Origin of the sequence: Mycobacterium sp. SMC-19 (assembly GCF_045310815.1) — a bacterium.
GTDB lineage: Bacteria > Actinomycetota > Actinomycetes > Mycobacteriales > Mycobacteriaceae > Mycobacterium.
Genome location: NZ_JBJIAM010000009.1, coordinates 87,004 through 103,665 on the forward strand (window position 1 = coordinate 87,004; position 16,662 = coordinate 103,665).

Below are 16,662 nucleotides of genomic sequence, written 5' to 3' on the forward strand. Positions count from 1 at the left end.
TCGAGAGCACCGCTCTTGTTTATTTGAGGGTGACACACTGGGCGGATCAAAACAAGAGCGGTGCTCTCGGATCTGTCAGACTGGCGCGATGGGCCGACGGCAGGAATCGCGCGAACGTATCGAGGCGCAGATCATCGAGGTCGGGCGGCGGCAACTGCGCACCCACGGCGCGGCCGGGCTGTCACTGCGCGCCGTCGCCCGCGATGTGGGCATGGTGTCCTCGGCGGTCTATCGATACGTGGGCAGTCGCGACGAGTTGATCACCCTGTTGCTGGTCGACGCCTACAACGATCTGGCCGACGCGGTGGCGCGGGTTCGGACGCGGACGTCGTGGCACGCGGACATCCAGGCCATCGCTCACGCGGTGCGGGACTGGGCATTGGCCAACCAGGCCGGGTGGGCACTGCTGTACGGCAGTCCGGTTCCCGGCTACCACGCGCCTGCCGAGCAGACCGCGGCCCCGGGCACCCGGGTGGTCGGGGCGTTCTTCGAAGCGGTCGCGGCGGGCATCGCGGTCGGCGACATTGCGTCCGGCAACAGCGGTGCCGCGCAACCACTATCGGCAGACTTCGAGCAACTACGGCAGGAGTTCGGCTTCCCCGGCGACGATGCCGTCGTCGGCAAATGCTTCCTGCTGTGGGCCGCCCTCGTGGGCGCGGTCAGCCTGGAGGTGTTCGGTGGGTATGGCGAGGACACCCTGTCGGCACCACGGGCGGTGTTCGACGTCCAGCTCGCACTCCTGCTGGACGTACTGGGGCGGCCGCAGCCGCTCGGCTGATGCGACGGTCCCAGCTTCGCCTCTCCTGCGTCGAGGCTTGCTGAACCGCCGGGCTGATGCGACGGTCCCAGCTTCGCCTCTCCTGCGTCGAGGCTTGCTGAACCGGCGGGTTGGTGCGGCGGTCCCAGCTTCGCCTCTCCTGCGTCGAGGCTTGCTGAACCGCCGGGTCAGTGACCGGAGGTCTTGAACCGCTCGATCGACCGGGTGATCTCGGCCTCGGCTTCGGCACGGTCCACCCAGTCGGCGGCCTTGACGAACTTGCCCGGCTCCAGGTCCTTGTAGTGCACGAAAAAGTGCTTGATCGCGTCCAGCTCATAGGCGGGCACGTCGCTGATGTCCTGAATGTGGTCCCACCGGTGGTCACCGGCCGGCACGCACAGCACCTTGGCGTCGCCGCCGGCTTCGTCGGTCATCTGGAACATCCCGACCGGCCGTGCCTCGACCAGCACACCGGGGAACACCGACTGCGGCAGCAGCACCATCGCGTCCAGCGGGTCGCCGTCCTCGCCGAGGGTGTCCTCGATGAAGCCGTAGTCGGCGGGGTAGCCCATCGGCGTGTACAGGTAGCGGTCGAGCTTGACACGCCCGGTGGCGTGGTCGACCTCGTACTTGTTGCGCTGGCCCTTGGGGATTTCGATGGTCACGTCGAATTGCACCGGGCCAGTCTAGAGCGGCCCGCATTCACGCTCGGACTCCGCCCGTCCGGCACAATTGCGCCTGAGAAGGCAGGAGAGACATGCAACCCACTCGGTGGCGACACAGCAGCGCCCATCTGGGTATCGCGGCAGCGGTACTGGCACTGGCCGCCGCGGTGGTGGTCATCGCGGTGGTTGTGCTCCCGGATGAATCCGGCGCCGGTGCGCGCGTCGTGTCGCCGGCACCGGTGGCGACCGCCAAACCCGGGGTGGTTCCGGTCTCCGACGACGCCCCAGTGCCGGTCGGCAGCGCCCTGGCGGCAGCCATGGCGCCTGCGCTGGCCGACCCGAATCTGGGCCGGCTCACCGGGCGAATCACCGATGCGTTGACCGGCAAGGCGCTGTGGACACAGCAGGAAGATCTGCCGGTGCAGCCGGCGTCGACCAACAAGGTGCTGACCGCCGCCGCCGCCCTGCTGGCGCTGGATTCCGGCGCCCGGGTCACCACCCGCGTGACGGCCGGCGACCAGCCCGGGGTGGTGGTGCTGGTGGGCGGCGGAGATCCCACGCTGTCGACCGCCGAGGTCGGTCAGGACACCTGGTACCGCGAAGCCGCGCGCATCAGTGATCTGGCCGAGCAGGTTCGGCGCAGCGGGGCAAGCGTCTCCGAGGTACAGGTCGACGTGTCGGCGTTCACCGGCCCGACCATGGCCCAGGGTTGGGACGCCGAGGACATCGAAGGCGGCGACATCGCCCCGATCGAGGCGGTGATGGTCGACGGTGGCCGCGTCCAGCCCACCACGGTCGAGTCGCGGCGGTCCCCGACGCCCGCGCTGGACGCCGGGAAGGCGTTGGCCGCGGAGCTGGGCGTCGACCCCGACAAGGTGAGCATTGCGTCCTCGACGGTGACCGGGCGCGAACTGGGGGCGGTCCGATCGGCGCCGCTGGTGGTCCGGCTCGGCGAGATGATGAACGCCTCCGACAACGTGATGGCCGAATCCATCGCCCGGGAGGTGGCCGCGGCGATGGGCCGGCCTCGCTCGTTTGCCGGCGCGGTCGACGCGGTGACCAACCGGCTGGCCACCGCCCACATCGCGGTGAGCGGAGCCGCCCTGCAGGACTCCAGCGGGCTGTCGGTCGACGACCGGCTGTCGGCCCGGACCCTCGATTCGGTGGTGCAGGCGGCTGCCGGGCCGGACCTGCCCGAGCTGCGTCCACTGCTGGACATGCTGCCGGTCGCCGGCGGCAGTGGCACGCTTTCCGAGCGGTTCCTCAACCCCAAGACCGGGCGCGGCGCGGCCGGCTGGCTGCGGGCCAAGACCGGCTCGCTGACCCGCACCAATGCGCTGGCCGGCATTGTCACCGACCGCGATCAGCGGGTGCTGACGTTTGCGTTCATCTCCAACGACGCCGGACCCACCGGGCGGACCGCAATCGACGCGCTGGCCGCGGTCCTGCGAACCTGCGGGTGCGGATGAGCGAGTCCGACGTCGGCAGCGCGGTGGACTTCGAGTTCGCCGCGACGGTCGGTGGTTGGCTGGCACGTCCCGCGCCGCCGATGACCGACTACACGCGCCGTCAGGTCGTCGAGGAACTGCACACCAGCGCTCGCGCGGCAGAACCCCTGGTCCGCGAAGTCACCGGCCTGGGCGACGACGGTCCGGTCCCCGACGCCCGCGTGGTCGACCGGCGGCAGTGGGTCGCCGCCGCCGCCGAATCGATGCGGGTGATGATGGGCGCCTCCGAGCGGCCGGCCGGTTTCCTCACCAGCCGGCTGACCGGGGCGCAGACCGGCGCGGTGTTGGCGTTCGTCTCCTCGGGCATCCTCGGCCAGTACGACCCGTTCTGTGCTGACGGTGGCGCGCTGCTGCTGGTCTACCCCAACGTGGTCGCAGTCGAGCGTCAGCTGCAGGTGACTCCGGCCGACTTCCGGTTGTGGGTGTGCCTGCATGAGGTGACGCACCGCGTGCAATTCAGCGTCAACCCGTGGCTGGCCGGCTACATGTCCGAGGCGCTGGCGGTACTGACCGGCGACAGCAGCCCGGACCTCACCCAGGTGGTGGGCAGGCTGGCCGACTACCTGCGGGGCCGCCATGACGACGCCGAGTCGCCGGGCCCGTCGGGGATCCTGGGCCTGGTGCGGGCGGTGCAGTCCGAGGAACAGCGCACCGCGCTGGACCAGCTGCTGATGCTGGGCACGCTGCTCGAAGGCCACGCCGATCACGTGATGGACGCGGTCGGGCCGCTGGCGGTGCCGTCGGTGGCGACCATCCGGAGCCGCTTCGAGGAACGCCGCCAGCGCAGCCAACCCCCGCTGCAACGGCTGCTGCGGGCGCTGCTGGGCCTGGACGCCAAGCTGAGCCAGTACACCCGCGGCAAGGCCTTCGTCGACGCCGTGGTCGGCCGCGTCGGCATGGACCGGTTCAACGCGGTGTGGTCGAGTCCGCAGACCCTGCCGCTGCCCGCCGAGATCGAAGAGCCCCAGCGGTGGATCGACCGGGTGCTGTAGCCGCGCTGCGGGCCGCGCTGGGGGCGTTCGCCGAGCAGCATCTGCCGCAGGGGGGAGGCTGGGCGGTCGCGTTGTCCGGTGGGCCCGACTCGCTGGCGCTGACCGCCGTCGCCGCCCGGCTGCGGCCGACCACCGCGCTGATCGTCGACCACGGCCTGCAAGCCGATTCGGCGCAGGTGGCCGAGACTGCACGAAGTCAGGCGCTCGAACTGGGATGTGTTGATGCGCGGGTTATTTCGGTGACTGTCGGAGCTCAAGGAGGTCCGGAAGCCGCGGCGCGTACGGCCCGCTACGCCGCGCTGGCCGATGCCCGCGGCGCAGGCCCGGTGTTACTGGGACACACGCTCGACGATCAGGCCGAGACCGTGCTGCTCGGGCTCGGCCGCGGTTCGGGCGCCCGGTCGATGGCCGGCATGCGGCCGTACGACCCGCCATGGTGCCGGCCGCTGCTGGGGGTGCGACGAGCAGTGACCGGACAGGCCTGCGCCGAACTGGGGCTGGCGCCCTGGCTCGACCCGCACAACAGCGACCCTCGATTCACCCGGGTGCGGTTGCGCGCCGAAGTGCTGCCCCTGTTGGAGGACGTGCTCGGCGGCGGGGTGGCCGATGCCCTGGCCCGGACCGCGATCGCGCTGCGGGAGAACACCGAGCTCATTGACGCCTTGGCGGAGCAGGCGCTGCCCGGCGCCACAGCCGGTGCCGGGTTGGACGCTGCGGCCCTGGCGGCCCTGGCGGCTCCGGTACGCCTCGCGGTGATCCGGCGCTGGCTGATCGATGGAGGCGGGCGCGGCCTGACCGACCTGCAGATCCGCGCGGTGGACCGACTGGTCACCGCATGGCGCGGACAGGGTGGGGTGGCGGTCGGATCAGACCTGCGGGGACAGCGACTGTTCGCGGTCCGCGGCGACGGATTGCTACGGCTGCGCCGCGAGCCGGTCTGAGCCCCGGACGTGAATTTGTCCGCCGCAGTTGGTTGTCGAACTCCCGCCATGGCACGCTGTGCTGGTGGCTGAGAACTCGCCTGGGGAGGGACCCGAGTTGTATGCGGGTGACATCAAATCGGTATTGCTGAGCGAGGAGCAGATCCGGACCCGCACTGCCGAACTCGGCGCGCAGATCGCGGCCGACTACGCCGAGGGACGTGCCGAGAGCGGCGATCTGCTGCTGATCACCGTGCTCAAGGGCGCGGTGCTGTTCGTCACCGACCTCGCCCGGGCGATTCCGTTGCCCACCCAATTCGAGTTCATGGCGGTCAGTTCTTACGGTTCGTCGACCTCGTCATCGGGTGTGGTGCGCATCCTCAAGGACCTCGACCGCGACATCAGCGATCGCGACGTGTTGATCGTCGAGGACGTCGTCGACTCCGGCCTGACGCTGTCCTGGTTGCTACGCAACCTGGCCACCCGGCGGCCGCGGTCCCTGCGGGTCTGCACCCTGTTGCGCAAACCCGACGCGCTGGGGGCCGGCGTCGACATCTCCTACGTGGGCTTCGACATCCCGAATGACTTTGTGGTCGGCTACGGCCTGGACTACGTCGAGCGGTACCGCGACCTGCCCTACATCGGGACCCTGGACCCGCGGGTCTATCAGAGCTGAGCCCCGCGGGGAGTGGCCAGCCAGGTCTAGTGGGCGACCTGGGCGCGTCGGCCGCGTGACAGGAACCGCGCCAGCCCGGCGATGCGCTTCACCGGACCTCCGGGAATCGCGGCATCCGCAGGGGTGCGGAGCCGTTCGTCCCGCAGCTCGGCGTGGTAGCCGGCATCTTCGATGGCCGCGCACAGGTCGGCGACGGCCACGGTGGGGTCTGCGTCGATCGTGGCGGTCGCAGTCGGAAAGTCCACCGATGCTTGCACCCCAGTGATCGTGTTCAGTTTCAGGGCGATATGCGCCTCGCACATCCGGCACGTCATGCCGGTCACGTCGAGTTGGATCCGTCGAATGTCAGACAAGGCATCTCCTTCTTCAGGTCCTCTGTGAGTGGTCGTCAGAAAGGGTCGTCCGGTTCCACTCCGCAACCGTGAGCCACCAGCTCGGCCAGCCGCGAAGATGGGGCGGTCACTTCGGTGACCGCATCGACCTGCAGGTCGAAACTGGCGTGGCCGGCGAGGTATTGCGCGTAGGACCGCTCGCCCAGGCGCAACCCCAAGGTGAGCCAGGCGTCGATAACCGCCCACCGGCGTGGGTTGCGTCTGGCCCAGTCGCTGGCGTCCAAGTGCTGCTTCCACTGTTGGACTTCGTACTCGCGGGAACCGAAGTGAGCCAGAAATTTCGAGTACTCGACGGGTGTTCCGCGCAGCGCGGTCACGGTGCGTCCCAGCGGCGCCGACAACATGCCCAGAATCGCCGCCGCTGCCGACCGGTTGCTGGTGACCTCCTCGGTCAGGTGTACGGCGGGATAAGCGCGCAGCGCTGTGCAGGCATCGGCGAGTGCGACCAAAATATCGGCCGACGTCCGCAGCTGGTGGGGCTCGCCCAGCACCCGGGGTAGCCGTACTAGCGAGAAGGCGAGGTGACCTGCGCTGCGCGCGACTATCAGCTCGGCCAGCGCCTTGGACGCCGCGTAGGGGTAGGGCGCGGCACGCGGATCGACAACCTGCGGTGTTGCCGGTTGCGGGCTCACCACCGACGTCGACAAATGCACCAGCCGGGCGCCGTGTGCGGTGCAGGCCGCAACGATGGCCGCTACCGCTTCCACATTGGCCGGCCGCAGCTCGCGATATGGCACCACCACATTGGTATTGCCGATGGCGTTGACCACGGTTCCAGCGTGAGTGGCGCGGATCAGTTCAGGGATCCGTTGCGGGGAAATGTGTTCTACCCGAACACCGTCGACCCCGGGCAGCTCTCGCCAGGGACCAACGTCGGGCAGTGTAGAGGTGGTGGCCAAGACCAGCTCCGAGTCGAATCCGTGGGTGCGCAGCTCGGCCGCAGCTCGGGCAAAGCCGGTGCCCAGGATTCCCGACGCGCCAAACACCACAACGGTGCCGGCGCGCTCGGAGTTCGGGCTTGGTGCTGGGTAGGGCAGCGACGGGGCCAGGTTGGCGAGATCGTCGTCGATCTCGGCGGCGGCGCCTTCGTCCATCCCCATCCCGTCGGAGCTTTCGATCAGCCGGCTGGCGCTATCGGCGCTGATCACATCCAGCAATGACAGCTGTCGGCCGAGGTAGCTGCGGGTGGCAGGCAGGATGCGGATCAGGTCCAGCGAGCCGACACCCTCGGCCAGCAGCGACGAGTCCGGGCGCAGGTCACGGTCCAGATGCCGACTCCATAACTGAGCCAGGCCGTTTGCTTGGGCCGGCGCTGTGCCGGTGTCGTCGAGTTGGGTCTTGGGCAGACGATCGGAATCGACCTTGCCGCTGGGCTTACGCGGGATCTCCGAGACCGCCGAGATCGCAAATCCGGTGACCCGGGCGGCCCTCAGGACTGCGCGAATTCGTTCTTCGGCCGCGGGGTCGGCGGCTCCATCACGGGTGAGCAGGCTGGTGAACCAAACTTCAAGACGGGTGTCGTCGGGCTCCATGGCAACATCGCAGATCGCGGGATCCTCGGCGATCAGCCGCATGAGTTCGGCAGTGTCGACGCGCCTGCCGGCAAGCTTCACAACGGCGTCCTTGCGACCCGCAAGTACCGGGAAGCCCGCGCTGTCAAAGCTCACGCGGTCGGCGGTGGCAAACGCGTGCAGTGGCGAACCGTCGACGGCGAGTACGGTGCCAAAGTTGGGGCTGGCGATACCCACGTAGCCCGCAGACACCTGGTCGCCGAGCAAGACCACCTCACCGAATGCGATGAAAACGGTGTTTGGAGCCAAGGGTTTCCCCAGTCGCCGTTGGCAACTGGGCTCGGCCACAGTCTCCTCGTTCAGCGGCAGGTACGTCACCACCACCGTCGCCTCGGTGGGACCGTAGCTTGAAATCAGCGCGACGTCTGAAACACCGCTGGACGCATGCCACCGCTCGACGGCGCGGGGGCGAACTGCCTCTCCGCCGATCACGATTTGGCGCACGCGCGATGCCGCCAAGGCGGCAAGCATGTCGGGTTGGTCGCAGCACAGATTCCAGATGGCCGTAGGCAGGTCAAGGACCGTAGCTCGGTGGCGCGTCAGGTCTGCCCCCAGTTGCGTGAGATCTCCGGTCCGCGTTGCCGCCGAGCGAACCAGCGCGGCACCGGTTTGCGCGGCGCCGAAAATCTCCTCGACACTGATATCTGATGTCAGAGGCGCACATTGCAGGACCCTGTCGTGCTGTCCCCAGCCGTAGGCCTGGTGCGATCCCCGGCAGAAGACCGCCAGTGCGCCGTGGGTGATCGGGACCAGCTTAGGGCTGCCGGTGGACCCAGAGGTCGGCATGATGTAGGCGATCCGTTCCGCCAAGTGATCGTCTTCGCGGACCTGTTGAAGGCGGTCCCGCACGCGCAGGGGCTGTCCCGGCAGGTCGGTATTGCCGATGTCGATCAATCGTGCTGACAGCCCGCATTCCGATTCGATGGCCGCTGTACGGCTTTCGATTTCGCCGTCGTGCTCGCAGACGCTGTAGCCGCAACCGGCCAGATGGCAGGCGACCAAGAGGTCGATGGTCTTATCGGTCTGATCGTCAGTGAATACCAACACCTCGCCGGGCTCGACGCCCGAACTCGCCAGCCAATCGATCCAAGGGTCGACATACCGACGGCGTTGTCGCCAGGCTTCGATGTCGGTGTTCGGGTCCAGAAACCATGCCGATGCGGTCGGCCCTGTCGGGCTGGGTGCGATGTCGGTGGCATGGCAGGTGCCGTCGGAGTGAACATCGAACCACTGGCCCACAAGCATCGCGACCGGTTGATTCCACTGAGCCGGCATCTTCAGCAGCACCCGGGCAGTCAGGGCTGCGACGCCCGTGGTTTGGGGTCGGTCTCTTCGGTGATCGGCATCCCAAATCGACAGCGTCAGGGTGCGGTTCGGATCGTCTTGAATGGCCGCCACGGTCAGGCCTTCGACCGGCCCGATATCGGTGGTAGTCGGCATGCCGTCCAGGAACGGACGCAGCTCGGGTGCACAGGGGTCGGGAAGAAAGTTGAGCGCCAATGCGTCAGTTTGGGGAGTCCGGTTGATCGTCAGATGGATGCGGCGATACAACTCCTCTCGAAACCAGCGCCGCCGCACGGCTTTGACGTATCCGCGGTCCACATTGGCCACGAGATCTCGCACTGATGCGAATGCCGGGAAGCGAACGGACTGGGCAACCGAGTTGACGATGCAGGTGGCCACATCCAGAGCGGGCTCACCGAACCGATTGTCGATGGCGTGCACCACCAGGGCATCGGTACTGCTTCGACGTCCTGCATCGACAGCGACAGAGGCCGCCGTCACCAACACATGCAGCGGCACTTGTGCCCGAGCAGCCAGCGTCGTGATCGCTTCGTAGTCGGGTCCGGTGATCTGGATTGACTCGTGCATAACCCCGCGGTGAGCACTACCTGACGTCGGTGGCGATTGTGGATAGCCGCCGGTGCTTGCCTCACCTGCCACCTCCCGCTGCACCGATTCGGTCAACCGCTGCTGTGCGGCGTCAACGTGTTCGGCTTCGCGGCGGTGGGCTTCGGCCAGGCGCTCGAGGCCGGCGGCCATGTCGGGCGACTCGGAGCTTGAGGCCGACAGGTTGCGACCAAGGTCGGCTTCGATCAGACCGGTCGCACCACCGTCGAGCAGCAGATGATGTGCGTACATATCCAGACCCACGACGTCGCCGCTCGAATTGACCTCCATGGTGTAGCGCACCAGGGGGCGGGACAGAATTCCCGAGTTCCATTCCCGCACCAGTGGTTCTGTGCCGTCATGGGACATTCGCATGAGATCATCCGCCCGCAGCCGCGGAACCAGGTGAGGATACTGCGCTTCGGCCTGTTCGAGAACGCACAATTGCACCGGGTTGCGTTGGACAGCGGCTGCCAATGCGAGCCGGAATCGGGGAAGCGGTATGGGCGACAGGCGATACCGGCGGCCGATCAGATACAGCGAAGGATCGACATCCTGCAGCACGCCCCGGTAGATGTTCTGTTGGGAGATGGAAAGCGGGATGGTCACCGGGGGATGCGAATCAGGCATGTGAACCGGGATCTCCCAGTTCTGCAGCCCAGCCTGCGATCGACAGGTCACGCGCCAAGCGTGCCGGCAGTTCAGACTCGCGGTCCACTCCGAGGCGCTTCATCAACAAGACGAATCGAACCGAGTCCAGACCCAGATCGCGAAGGTCGGTGTCATCGCCGTCGAAGAGGTCGTCTTCGTCGATGTACAGCACATCGCAGACCACAGCGAGGATCCGCTGCCGAACACTCTCAACCATGTGCGCGAGCGCCGATCGCCGCGGCCAGCGACGTGCGCATGACCTTTCCGGACTGGGTTCGGGGAATGCTGCCGACTAAGAAGATCCGTGACGGGCGGGCGGCGGATTCCACTTCGCTGCGGTAGCGGGCGGCGATTGCCTGCTTGAGGCGTCGCCCAGCGGCCTCGTTCAACTCTTCCGACGCGATCACCGCCAGGCCGACGAGAGCTCCGAACTCTGGGTCTGGGATCTCGTAGCACGCTGCCTCGCGGACCCCCGGGACGGATTCTGCGACGCGGTCAACCTCGTCGGGGGCGACATTGACTCCGCCGCAGATGATCATCTCCGAGGCCCGCCCCCGGATGTAGAAGTAGCCGTCGCTGCCTTCGTCGAGCAGGTCGCCGGTGTTCACCCACCCGTCGCGCAGCACCTCGTGGGTCCGGTCTGGATTGCTCCAGTACCCCAGCATGTTTGCCGGCGATTTGATCCACAGAGTGCCCGATGCGGCCGGCGGACCGGCCGGCCCGCTACCGTCGCCGTCGAGGTGAACTTGCACCCCTGGATAGGGTCGACCGACCGCCCCTGCCTCGATGGCGGCGATCGATCCCGGTGCGGTGGGCAGACATAGTGCGGTGCAGCCGGTTTCGCTCAATCCGTAGACCTGTGCGGTCCGTATACCGGCGTTCTCGACGAACTGCACGTCGGATGCGATAGCTCGTGATCCGCCGTAACCGAGAAAACGCAGCGAAGGCGGCACGGGTGTGCCGGTTGCATTCAGCTCGGCGACCAGACGTGAGAGCAGTGTCGGGACAAGGCAGACCGTAGCGACCTCATTGGTCGCGAGTATCTCCAGCAGCGACGCTCCGCCTTCGCCGCCGGTGACGCACGTACCACCTTGCATCAGGCAGTTCAGAATCCACCACAGGCCACCGATGTGCGTGGCCGGCAGCGGCGAGTACGCGACTTCGCCTATCACCCAATCGATCCACGTCAAGCCCGTCGCCCGCAGAATATCGGCGACCGCATAGAAGGTTCGATTGGCCAGCAACACAGCCTTCGGTTCGCCGGTCGTACCGCTGGTGAAGATCATCGCCAGCGGGTGATCGGCAACGTCGTTCGGCCTGGGGTGCGCACCGACAGCGGCCAATGTGGGGTTGCGTTCGGCAACCGACATCGTCGGTACCGCGGCGAGGGACTCCGGCGGGTCCGACAGGGACAGTCGAGCACCCTCGGTACTCAGAATTGCGGCGGGTTGGGTGAGTTCGGCGAACCGTTCGACGGTGGCCATGGGCAGATTGCCGTCCGCCAGAACAGCAATGGCGCCCAGTCGGGCGCAGGCAAGCACCGCCAGGTATGTCTGTGGCCCGTTGTCGGAAATGATAAGTACGCGAGAACCCAGTGATACCCCACTCGCCTGCAGTACTGAAGCCAGGCGCTCCCACTCGGCAGCCAATTCGCCGTAGCGAAACAGACTGCCTCCATCGCAACGGCGTAACGCGATGGCATCGGGGCGCTGGCGCACATGTTCGAGAATGCGATCCAGTACGGACGTGGGGGCCGGTCCCGTCATATCTGCGTGCCTCTTCTGGGTTGTCAACCGGGGATGTTCAGAGCGGCGAGTTCGAACTCGCCGAACGCCGAGCCGCCGTGTTCGTCCCAGAACTCGATGGCGCAGGGCACGCGCAGATACCGCACCGTGCGTTGCACGATCTCGAAGTTTCGGCATTCCAGCCGGGCACTGAACTTGTTGGCATCGATCGGCCTTTTGAACCGCGAAGACGATCTTCTGATGAACATGCTGGAGAGCTGGTGCTTGCAATAGTCCTCGAGCCCCCAACCGCGGAAGGCCGGGATGATGCCATCGCCGATTGCCGGCGCAAAAGCGCTGTAAGCGAGCTGATTGAAGCACAGCACCAACTCGACCGCGTTGAAATGCCCAGTACTACGAATATAGGCGGATTCAGCGATCGCAAAGTTGCCTTGAGCCAGAACAGAATCAGTGCCCGCTTGCGACACCGCATCGACCAGATATCGGCAACCCTTGTAGGTATACGGCTCCAGTACGGTGGCTAGCACGTCCTCGTCGATCGGTGTTGCATCACTTAGCGCTGGAGGAGGTGAAACGATGGCGCTCACGCTGCGTATCCCGGGGTCTGGTGGCCGTCGAGCATGGTCAGTCGATACGTGGTCAGCGTTCCTTCGGAGCTGCCGTGCTTGGCGCGATGCATAAGAACTCTGTTGTCCCACAAGATGATATCTCCGACCTCGTAGTGTTGGGTGTGGATAAAGGGATGCGCGAAATCCGGATCAAGCTGCCCGGTCGCCGCCATCAGCTGTTGCAGGATCGCCGGATCCAGCACCTGGCCGTCCTGACCTTCGATCCGGGTGGTCCCCGACGCGCAGATATACAGAATCTCTTCCCCGGTCCGTGGATGCCGGATCACGGTCGGCCATTTGATGGGCGGCGTGGTCCGGGTAATCTCGTCCCACACTTCCCCGATCGGCCGGTATATGTCATCGGGGCGGATCTTGATGTGCCGCCGGGGATCATGAGTGCTCAACGTCCCTCGGGCGGCGTCCTGTAGCGCGGCGGGAACCGAGGCCCAGGCCTGGTTGAGGTCGATGAAGTAGGTTCCCCGGTCAGGCCCGGGAACGGTCAGGGGCAACACCATCGAGAACGCGAACGGCTCGGGCATGAACATGTAATCGATGTGCCAGAACGCGCCGGTTCGCGGAACGCCCTGGTGTTCCTCGGTGGAGGATACGAAGATCTCCGGAAACTCGTGATGGTGGTACATGGATTCGTAATACGGCACGATGTCGCCGACTATCCTGCCCAGCTGCAGGTACTGCTCCGGCGAGGGGTGAACGCCCTTGAGGATGACGAGCTTGTTGGCGTAAACGATTTCGCGAATCTCTTCGCGGGTGATGGTGCTCAGATCGTTGGGGTCGACCCCGGTGATCTGCGCTCCAAGGCCGGCGCCGGTGACGGTCAGCGTCATCCGATGTTGCTTTCCGTGCTCATTTATCTTTTCCTTCATTCATCGGTTGGGTCAATTGCTCTACCTGTTCGGAGGCGCGCCAACTGGCGGGCAACATCGGTACTCGCCGGATTTCGTCGGCATGGCCCGCGAATCCAGCGGCGCGGGTGGAGGCGACCACTGCTGCGATGGCCTCGGGTCCTTCGGCGGGGACGGCATCGGAATCCGCGGCCACGACAGCGCCGTCGCCAGCCTGGAGGAACTCGTAACGGTTGCCGTGCATGCGAATCCGGCCCCTGCTGCGACGACTGCGTTGTCTGCGGGCATCAGCGGCGACGACCCGCGGAGAGGCTGCGCGACGGGACGCCGCAGCGCTGTTGGACGCAGCCATATTCTCTTTGGGACCGGTCTTGACGCCGGGTGGTCCCCAGCCGGAGACGAGATAGGGGATCAGCGCGGCAACGCCGTCGGCGCTCGGGATGATGGGTGTGCTCGGTCCCGGAGAACTGGCCGCGCCGCCCACGCCAGCGGAGGAGCCGGCCGCAGCGGGCGGCGCCACAATCGCCGCAGCGGGGATGTCCACGCTTGCTTCACCGATCAACGCAGCAATGATGTCCGGTCCTTGATCGGCCGGGATCTGTTGGCCGTTCAGCAGCGGTAGCAACCTCAAGGCGCTCAGCGCGCTGAGGGCGGGAGCGAAGAACGGCAACAGCAACAGGGCGTATGACGCGTAGTAGGGGTACCACAACACGTCGTAGGCGATCAATGCGACCACCGCCAGGAAGGCAGCGACCGCCGGGTTGAAACCGAGGCCCTGGAAGAACTCCTCGAAGATGCGCGACAGTTCTTCGACATTTCCGGCGTTGTTGAGAAGGTCGGTGATGAGTCGTGAAAGTTCCTGCAGCCATTTGCCGTCTCCAACGCTTTCTGGGGAGGTGGCCTCGGCGGGGGAGACGATGGGCGGCGCGGGGAGGAGCTGCGGGGTCGCGGCGACTGCCGCAGTGGCGGTGCCCTGATATACGGACATGGTCTCGGCAGCCTGCACCCACATCCGCGTGTAGTCGGCCTCGTTGGCTGTAATCGGAACGGTGTTCACACCGAAGAAGTTTGTGGCGAGTAGCACCGCGTGGACAGCGTGGTTGGCGGCCAATTCTTCGAGGCTGGGCATCGAGGCCACTGCGGCGCCGTATGCGGCAGCGGCCGTTTGGTGTTGTGCGGCGGTCGTGGCACTGTCGGCGGATGCGTGCTCCAACCAGGTGAGGTACGGCGCGTGCGCGGACAGATACGCCGTTGCGCTGGGGCCCTGCCAGTGACCGGTCTGTACAGCGGCCAGTACGTGGGTCAATTCGGTGGCGGTGTCGTCGTACATGACACTGAGCTGCTGCCATTGTGCGGCTGCCGCCAGCAGAGGCCCTGGCCCTGGGCCAGTGGCGAGCATGGCGGAATGTGTCTCGGGAGGCATTGCCATCCAGATCGGGGCGGTCAGGATGGCACCTCCTGTGATGTCGTGGATTGCGCGGAACGCAAGGCGCGGGCCAGTTCCCGCCAACGAGGTGGTCGGAGACGGGAATCAAAAAGTTCCGTTCGATCGCGGTTAGATTTCTCGCAGCGACTCTCGGGGGCCCGGCGGGTACGGTCTGAAGGCGTGCCAGTCATTGACGCTCGTCATCTCGATGGGATATCGGAGACCGCGTTACTCACGTTGTATCAGCGGGCGGCCGAGGCGAAGCGGCCCGACGGGCTGATCGTTGACCCGATGGCGATCGAGTTGCTCAACAGCCTTGATTACGATTACGCCGACTTCGGCAGGACACACCAGGCCACCGCTATGCGGGCGTTGGCGTTCGACCAGGCCACGCGGGAGTACTTGGCGGTGCATCCGCGCGCGACCGTGGTCGCACTTGCAGAGGGATTGCAGACCAGCTTCTGGCGGGTCGATAACGGCGAGTTGAGCTGGCTTTCGGTGGATTTGGAACCCATCATTCGACTTCGTCAGCGGCTACTGCCGGTATCAGATCGGCTGCGGTACTGTGCCCAGTCGGCGCTTGACTACTCGTGGATGGATGAGGTCGGCGGTTGCGCTGAGGTGTTGATCACAGCAGAAGGGCTATTGCAGTACTTGGACCGCGAGGCGGTGTTCGAGCTGTTCGCCGCCTGCGCCGGGAGGTTTCCCGGCGGGCGGATGATCTTCGACAGTGTCCCGCGTTTGTTGAGTGCCTACTCGCGCTCGCGCCGTGGATTCAAGCTCAGTGACAACTACACGGCGCCACCAATGCCGTTCTGGTTCACTGCGCATGACTACGACGAACTGCGTGCGGTGCCCGGGGTCAGGGCCGTCTCTGAACTCGGCATTCCGCGTGGACGAGGCAAGGTGCTTGGAGCGGCGGTCCCGCTGATCTACGGTATGCGTGGTCTGGCGAGGTTTCGTGCGCCAACCACTCTGGTCGAGTTCGGCTGACGAGAAGTCATACCTGACAGCAAGATTGAAAATGTTTCAGAATCTCGTCTCCGCTCAGGAACTTATCCTGCCTCCGGCTCGACAAACTAGGCATGAAATCGTCTCATCACGCTCACGACCTCGCATCGCAACTCGGCATCGGTGGCCTCATGGCCGGGGGGACCGCACTGGCCCTTACCGGAATAATCGCAGTAAGCCCGGTGGCGCCGGCGCTGGGTAGGGCCGTGCCGCCGTCCGTGCAACTGACCGCGTCACTCGACCTGTTCGGGCCATGGGCCGACGTTTTCAACACCACGCTGGCCAACGCCACCGACGTCTTCGACGCAATCAAGGAAGCTGACTTCGGTTTCCCCGGATCGCTGCAAGAGGCTTTGGCCGCAACAACGTTCATCGGCGTCGACGTGGCAACGCCCGAGGGCTCGGACTTGGCCGCTCAAACTCTGGACTGGAGTCATCTCTGGGGCCTGCAGTATCTGGCCGGGATGGACATGGGTATGGGTGTCGTGCCGGTAGACGCTGCCGAGCCCGCGGCCACAATTCTGACGCTCTTGTCGTCACCGTTGAGCGGCGTCCTGATGGGGCTGATCGGCCCGCTGGTGAGCCCCGGGGTAGAGCTGATCAACAGCATCGGGTCGATCGTCGACAGTATCGGCGATGGCGACTTTGAGGCTGCGCTGCAAGGGCTTCTGGCCGCTCCAGCCAACGTTGTCGGTGCGTTCTTCAACGGCGCCACCTTGAACCTTGATGCCTTGGTTCCGTTGCTGAATGATGCTTTGCAAGTTCCGGAAGGCAATGCGGTCCTCGGTGCCAGCTTCGATTTCGGCGGTCTTTTCACGCCCGGGGTAACAGATTCCGGCAGCATCGGTGGTTCGATCTACAACTCGCTCGGTCTCGACCTGCAGATGGTAGGGATGGGCATGCCGTACTCGGCCCCGGGTGAGGGTATTGGTCTCATCGCGTCGTTGGTCAACCTCTTGGATATGTTTGTGGCCGGGACGGACTGAC

At 65.9% G+C, this 16,662-nt stretch carries 15 protein-coding genes; 7 read left to right on the plus strand and 8 right to left on the minus strand.

Annotation, left to right across the window (positions count from 1 at the left end; all coding sequences use genetic code 11):
• Positions 1–88: 88 nt before the first annotated feature.
• Positions 89–778, plus strand: a complete 690-nt coding sequence (locus ACJH5R_RS18695; RefSeq protein WP_406782562.1) for a TetR/AcrR family transcriptional regulator — start codon at positions 89–91, stop codon at positions 776–778.
• Between the two features lie 167 nt (positions 779–945).
• On the opposite strand, the gene ACJH5R_RS18700 is transcribed toward ACJH5R_RS18695, so the two are convergent.
• Positions 946–1,434, minus strand: a complete 489-nt coding sequence (locus tag ACJH5R_RS18700; protein ID WP_406756893.1) for an inorganic diphosphatase — start codon at positions 1,432–1,434, stop codon at positions 946–948.
• Between the two features lie 80 nt (positions 1,435–1,514).
• On the opposite strand from ACJH5R_RS18700, the gene dacB reads away from it, so the two are divergent.
• Genes dacB through hpt form a run of 4 tightly spaced genes read left to right on the plus strand, consistent with a single transcriptional unit; the run spans position 1,515 to position 5,518 of the window.
• Entirely contained in the window at positions 1,515–2,891 is a 1,377-nt protein-coding gene (gene dacB, locus ACJH5R_RS18705) for a D-alanyl-D-alanine carboxypeptidase/D-alanyl-D-alanine-endopeptidase (RefSeq protein ID WP_406756894.1), read from the plus strand.
• Complete coding sequence (locus ACJH5R_RS18710) at positions 2,888–3,922, plus strand: zinc-dependent metalloprotease (protein ID WP_406756895.1); 1,035 nt, start codon at positions 2,888–2,890, stop codon at positions 3,920–3,922. Before dacB ends, ACJH5R_RS18710 begins: the two co-directional genes overlap by 4 nt.
• Positions 3,901–4,863 carry a tRNA lysidine(34) synthetase TilS gene (tilS, locus tag ACJH5R_RS18715; protein ID WP_406782563.1) on the plus strand — a complete coding sequence of 321 codons (963 nt, stop codon included), beginning with the start codon at positions 3,901–3,903 and terminating at the stop codon, positions 4,861–4,863. Before ACJH5R_RS18710 ends, tilS begins: the two co-directional genes overlap by 22 nt.
• 13 nt (positions 4,864–4,876) lie before the next feature.
• Entirely contained in the window at positions 4,877–5,518 is a 642-nt protein-coding gene (hpt, locus tag ACJH5R_RS18720) for a hypoxanthine phosphoribosyltransferase (RefSeq protein WP_406756927.1), read from the plus strand.
• A 26-nt stretch (positions 5,519–5,544) separates the two neighbouring features.
• On the opposite strand, the gene ACJH5R_RS18725 is transcribed toward hpt, so the two are convergent.
• From ACJH5R_RS18725 to ACJH5R_RS18755, 7 genes are read right to left on the minus strand one after another with little or no spacing between them, the layout of a single operon-like run.
• Entirely contained in the window at positions 5,545–5,871 is a 327-nt protein-coding gene (locus ACJH5R_RS18725; protein ID WP_230987272.1) for a heavy metal-associated domain-containing protein, read from the minus strand.
• Positions 5,872–5,906: 35 nt separating this feature from the next.
• Positions 5,907–10,001, minus strand: coding sequence for an AMP-binding protein (locus ACJH5R_RS18730; RefSeq protein WP_406782564.1), 4,095 nt, complete (start codon positions 9,999–10,001; stop codon positions 5,907–5,909).
• The gene (locus tag ACJH5R_RS18735) at positions 9,994–10,239 is read right to left on the minus strand and encodes a phosphopantetheine-binding protein (protein ID WP_220694939.1); all 246 of its coding nucleotides are present in this window, start codon (positions 10,237–10,239) and stop codon (positions 9,994–9,996) included. Before ACJH5R_RS18735 ends, ACJH5R_RS18730 begins: the two co-directional genes overlap by 8 nt.
• The gene (fadD10, locus tag ACJH5R_RS18740) at positions 10,232–11,788 is read right to left on the minus strand and encodes a fatty acid--CoA ligase FadD10 (protein ID WP_406782565.1); all 1,557 of its coding nucleotides are present in this window, start codon (positions 11,786–11,788) and stop codon (positions 10,232–10,234) included. Before fadD10 ends, ACJH5R_RS18735 begins: the two co-directional genes overlap by 8 nt.
• A gap of 23 nt (positions 11,789–11,811) precedes the next feature.
• The gene (locus ACJH5R_RS18745; protein WP_406782597.1) at positions 11,812–12,363 is read right to left on the minus strand and encodes an FcoT family thioesterase; all 552 of its coding nucleotides are present in this window, start codon (positions 12,361–12,363) and stop codon (positions 11,812–11,814) included.
• Positions 12,351–13,220 (minus strand): TauD/TfdA dioxygenase family protein, encoded by an 870-nt coding sequence (locus ACJH5R_RS18750; RefSeq protein ID WP_406782566.1) that lies wholly within the window; start codon positions 13,218–13,220, stop codon positions 12,351–12,353. Before ACJH5R_RS18750 ends, ACJH5R_RS18745 begins: the two co-directional genes overlap by 13 nt.
• Positions 13,221–13,239: 19 nt before the next feature.
• A complete protein-coding gene (locus tag ACJH5R_RS18755) occupies positions 13,240–14,667 on the minus strand; it encodes a PPE family protein (RefSeq protein WP_406782567.1) in 1,428 nt (475 codons plus the stop codon).
• 177 nt (positions 14,668–14,844) lie between these two features.
• Here ACJH5R_RS18755 and ACJH5R_RS18760 point away from each other — a divergent pair, with 177 nt between their 5' ends.
• On the plus strand, positions 14,845–15,657 hold the full coding sequence (locus ACJH5R_RS18760; protein ID WP_406782568.1) for a class I SAM-dependent methyltransferase: 813 nt from the start codon (positions 14,845–14,847) through the stop codon (positions 15,655–15,657).
• 92 nt (positions 15,658–15,749) lie between these two features.
• Positions 15,750–16,661, plus strand: a complete 912-nt coding sequence (gjpA, locus tag ACJH5R_RS18765; RefSeq protein ID WP_406782569.1) for an outer membrane porin GjpA — start codon at positions 15,750–15,752, stop codon at positions 16,659–16,661.
• Position 16,662: the final 1 nt, after the last annotated feature.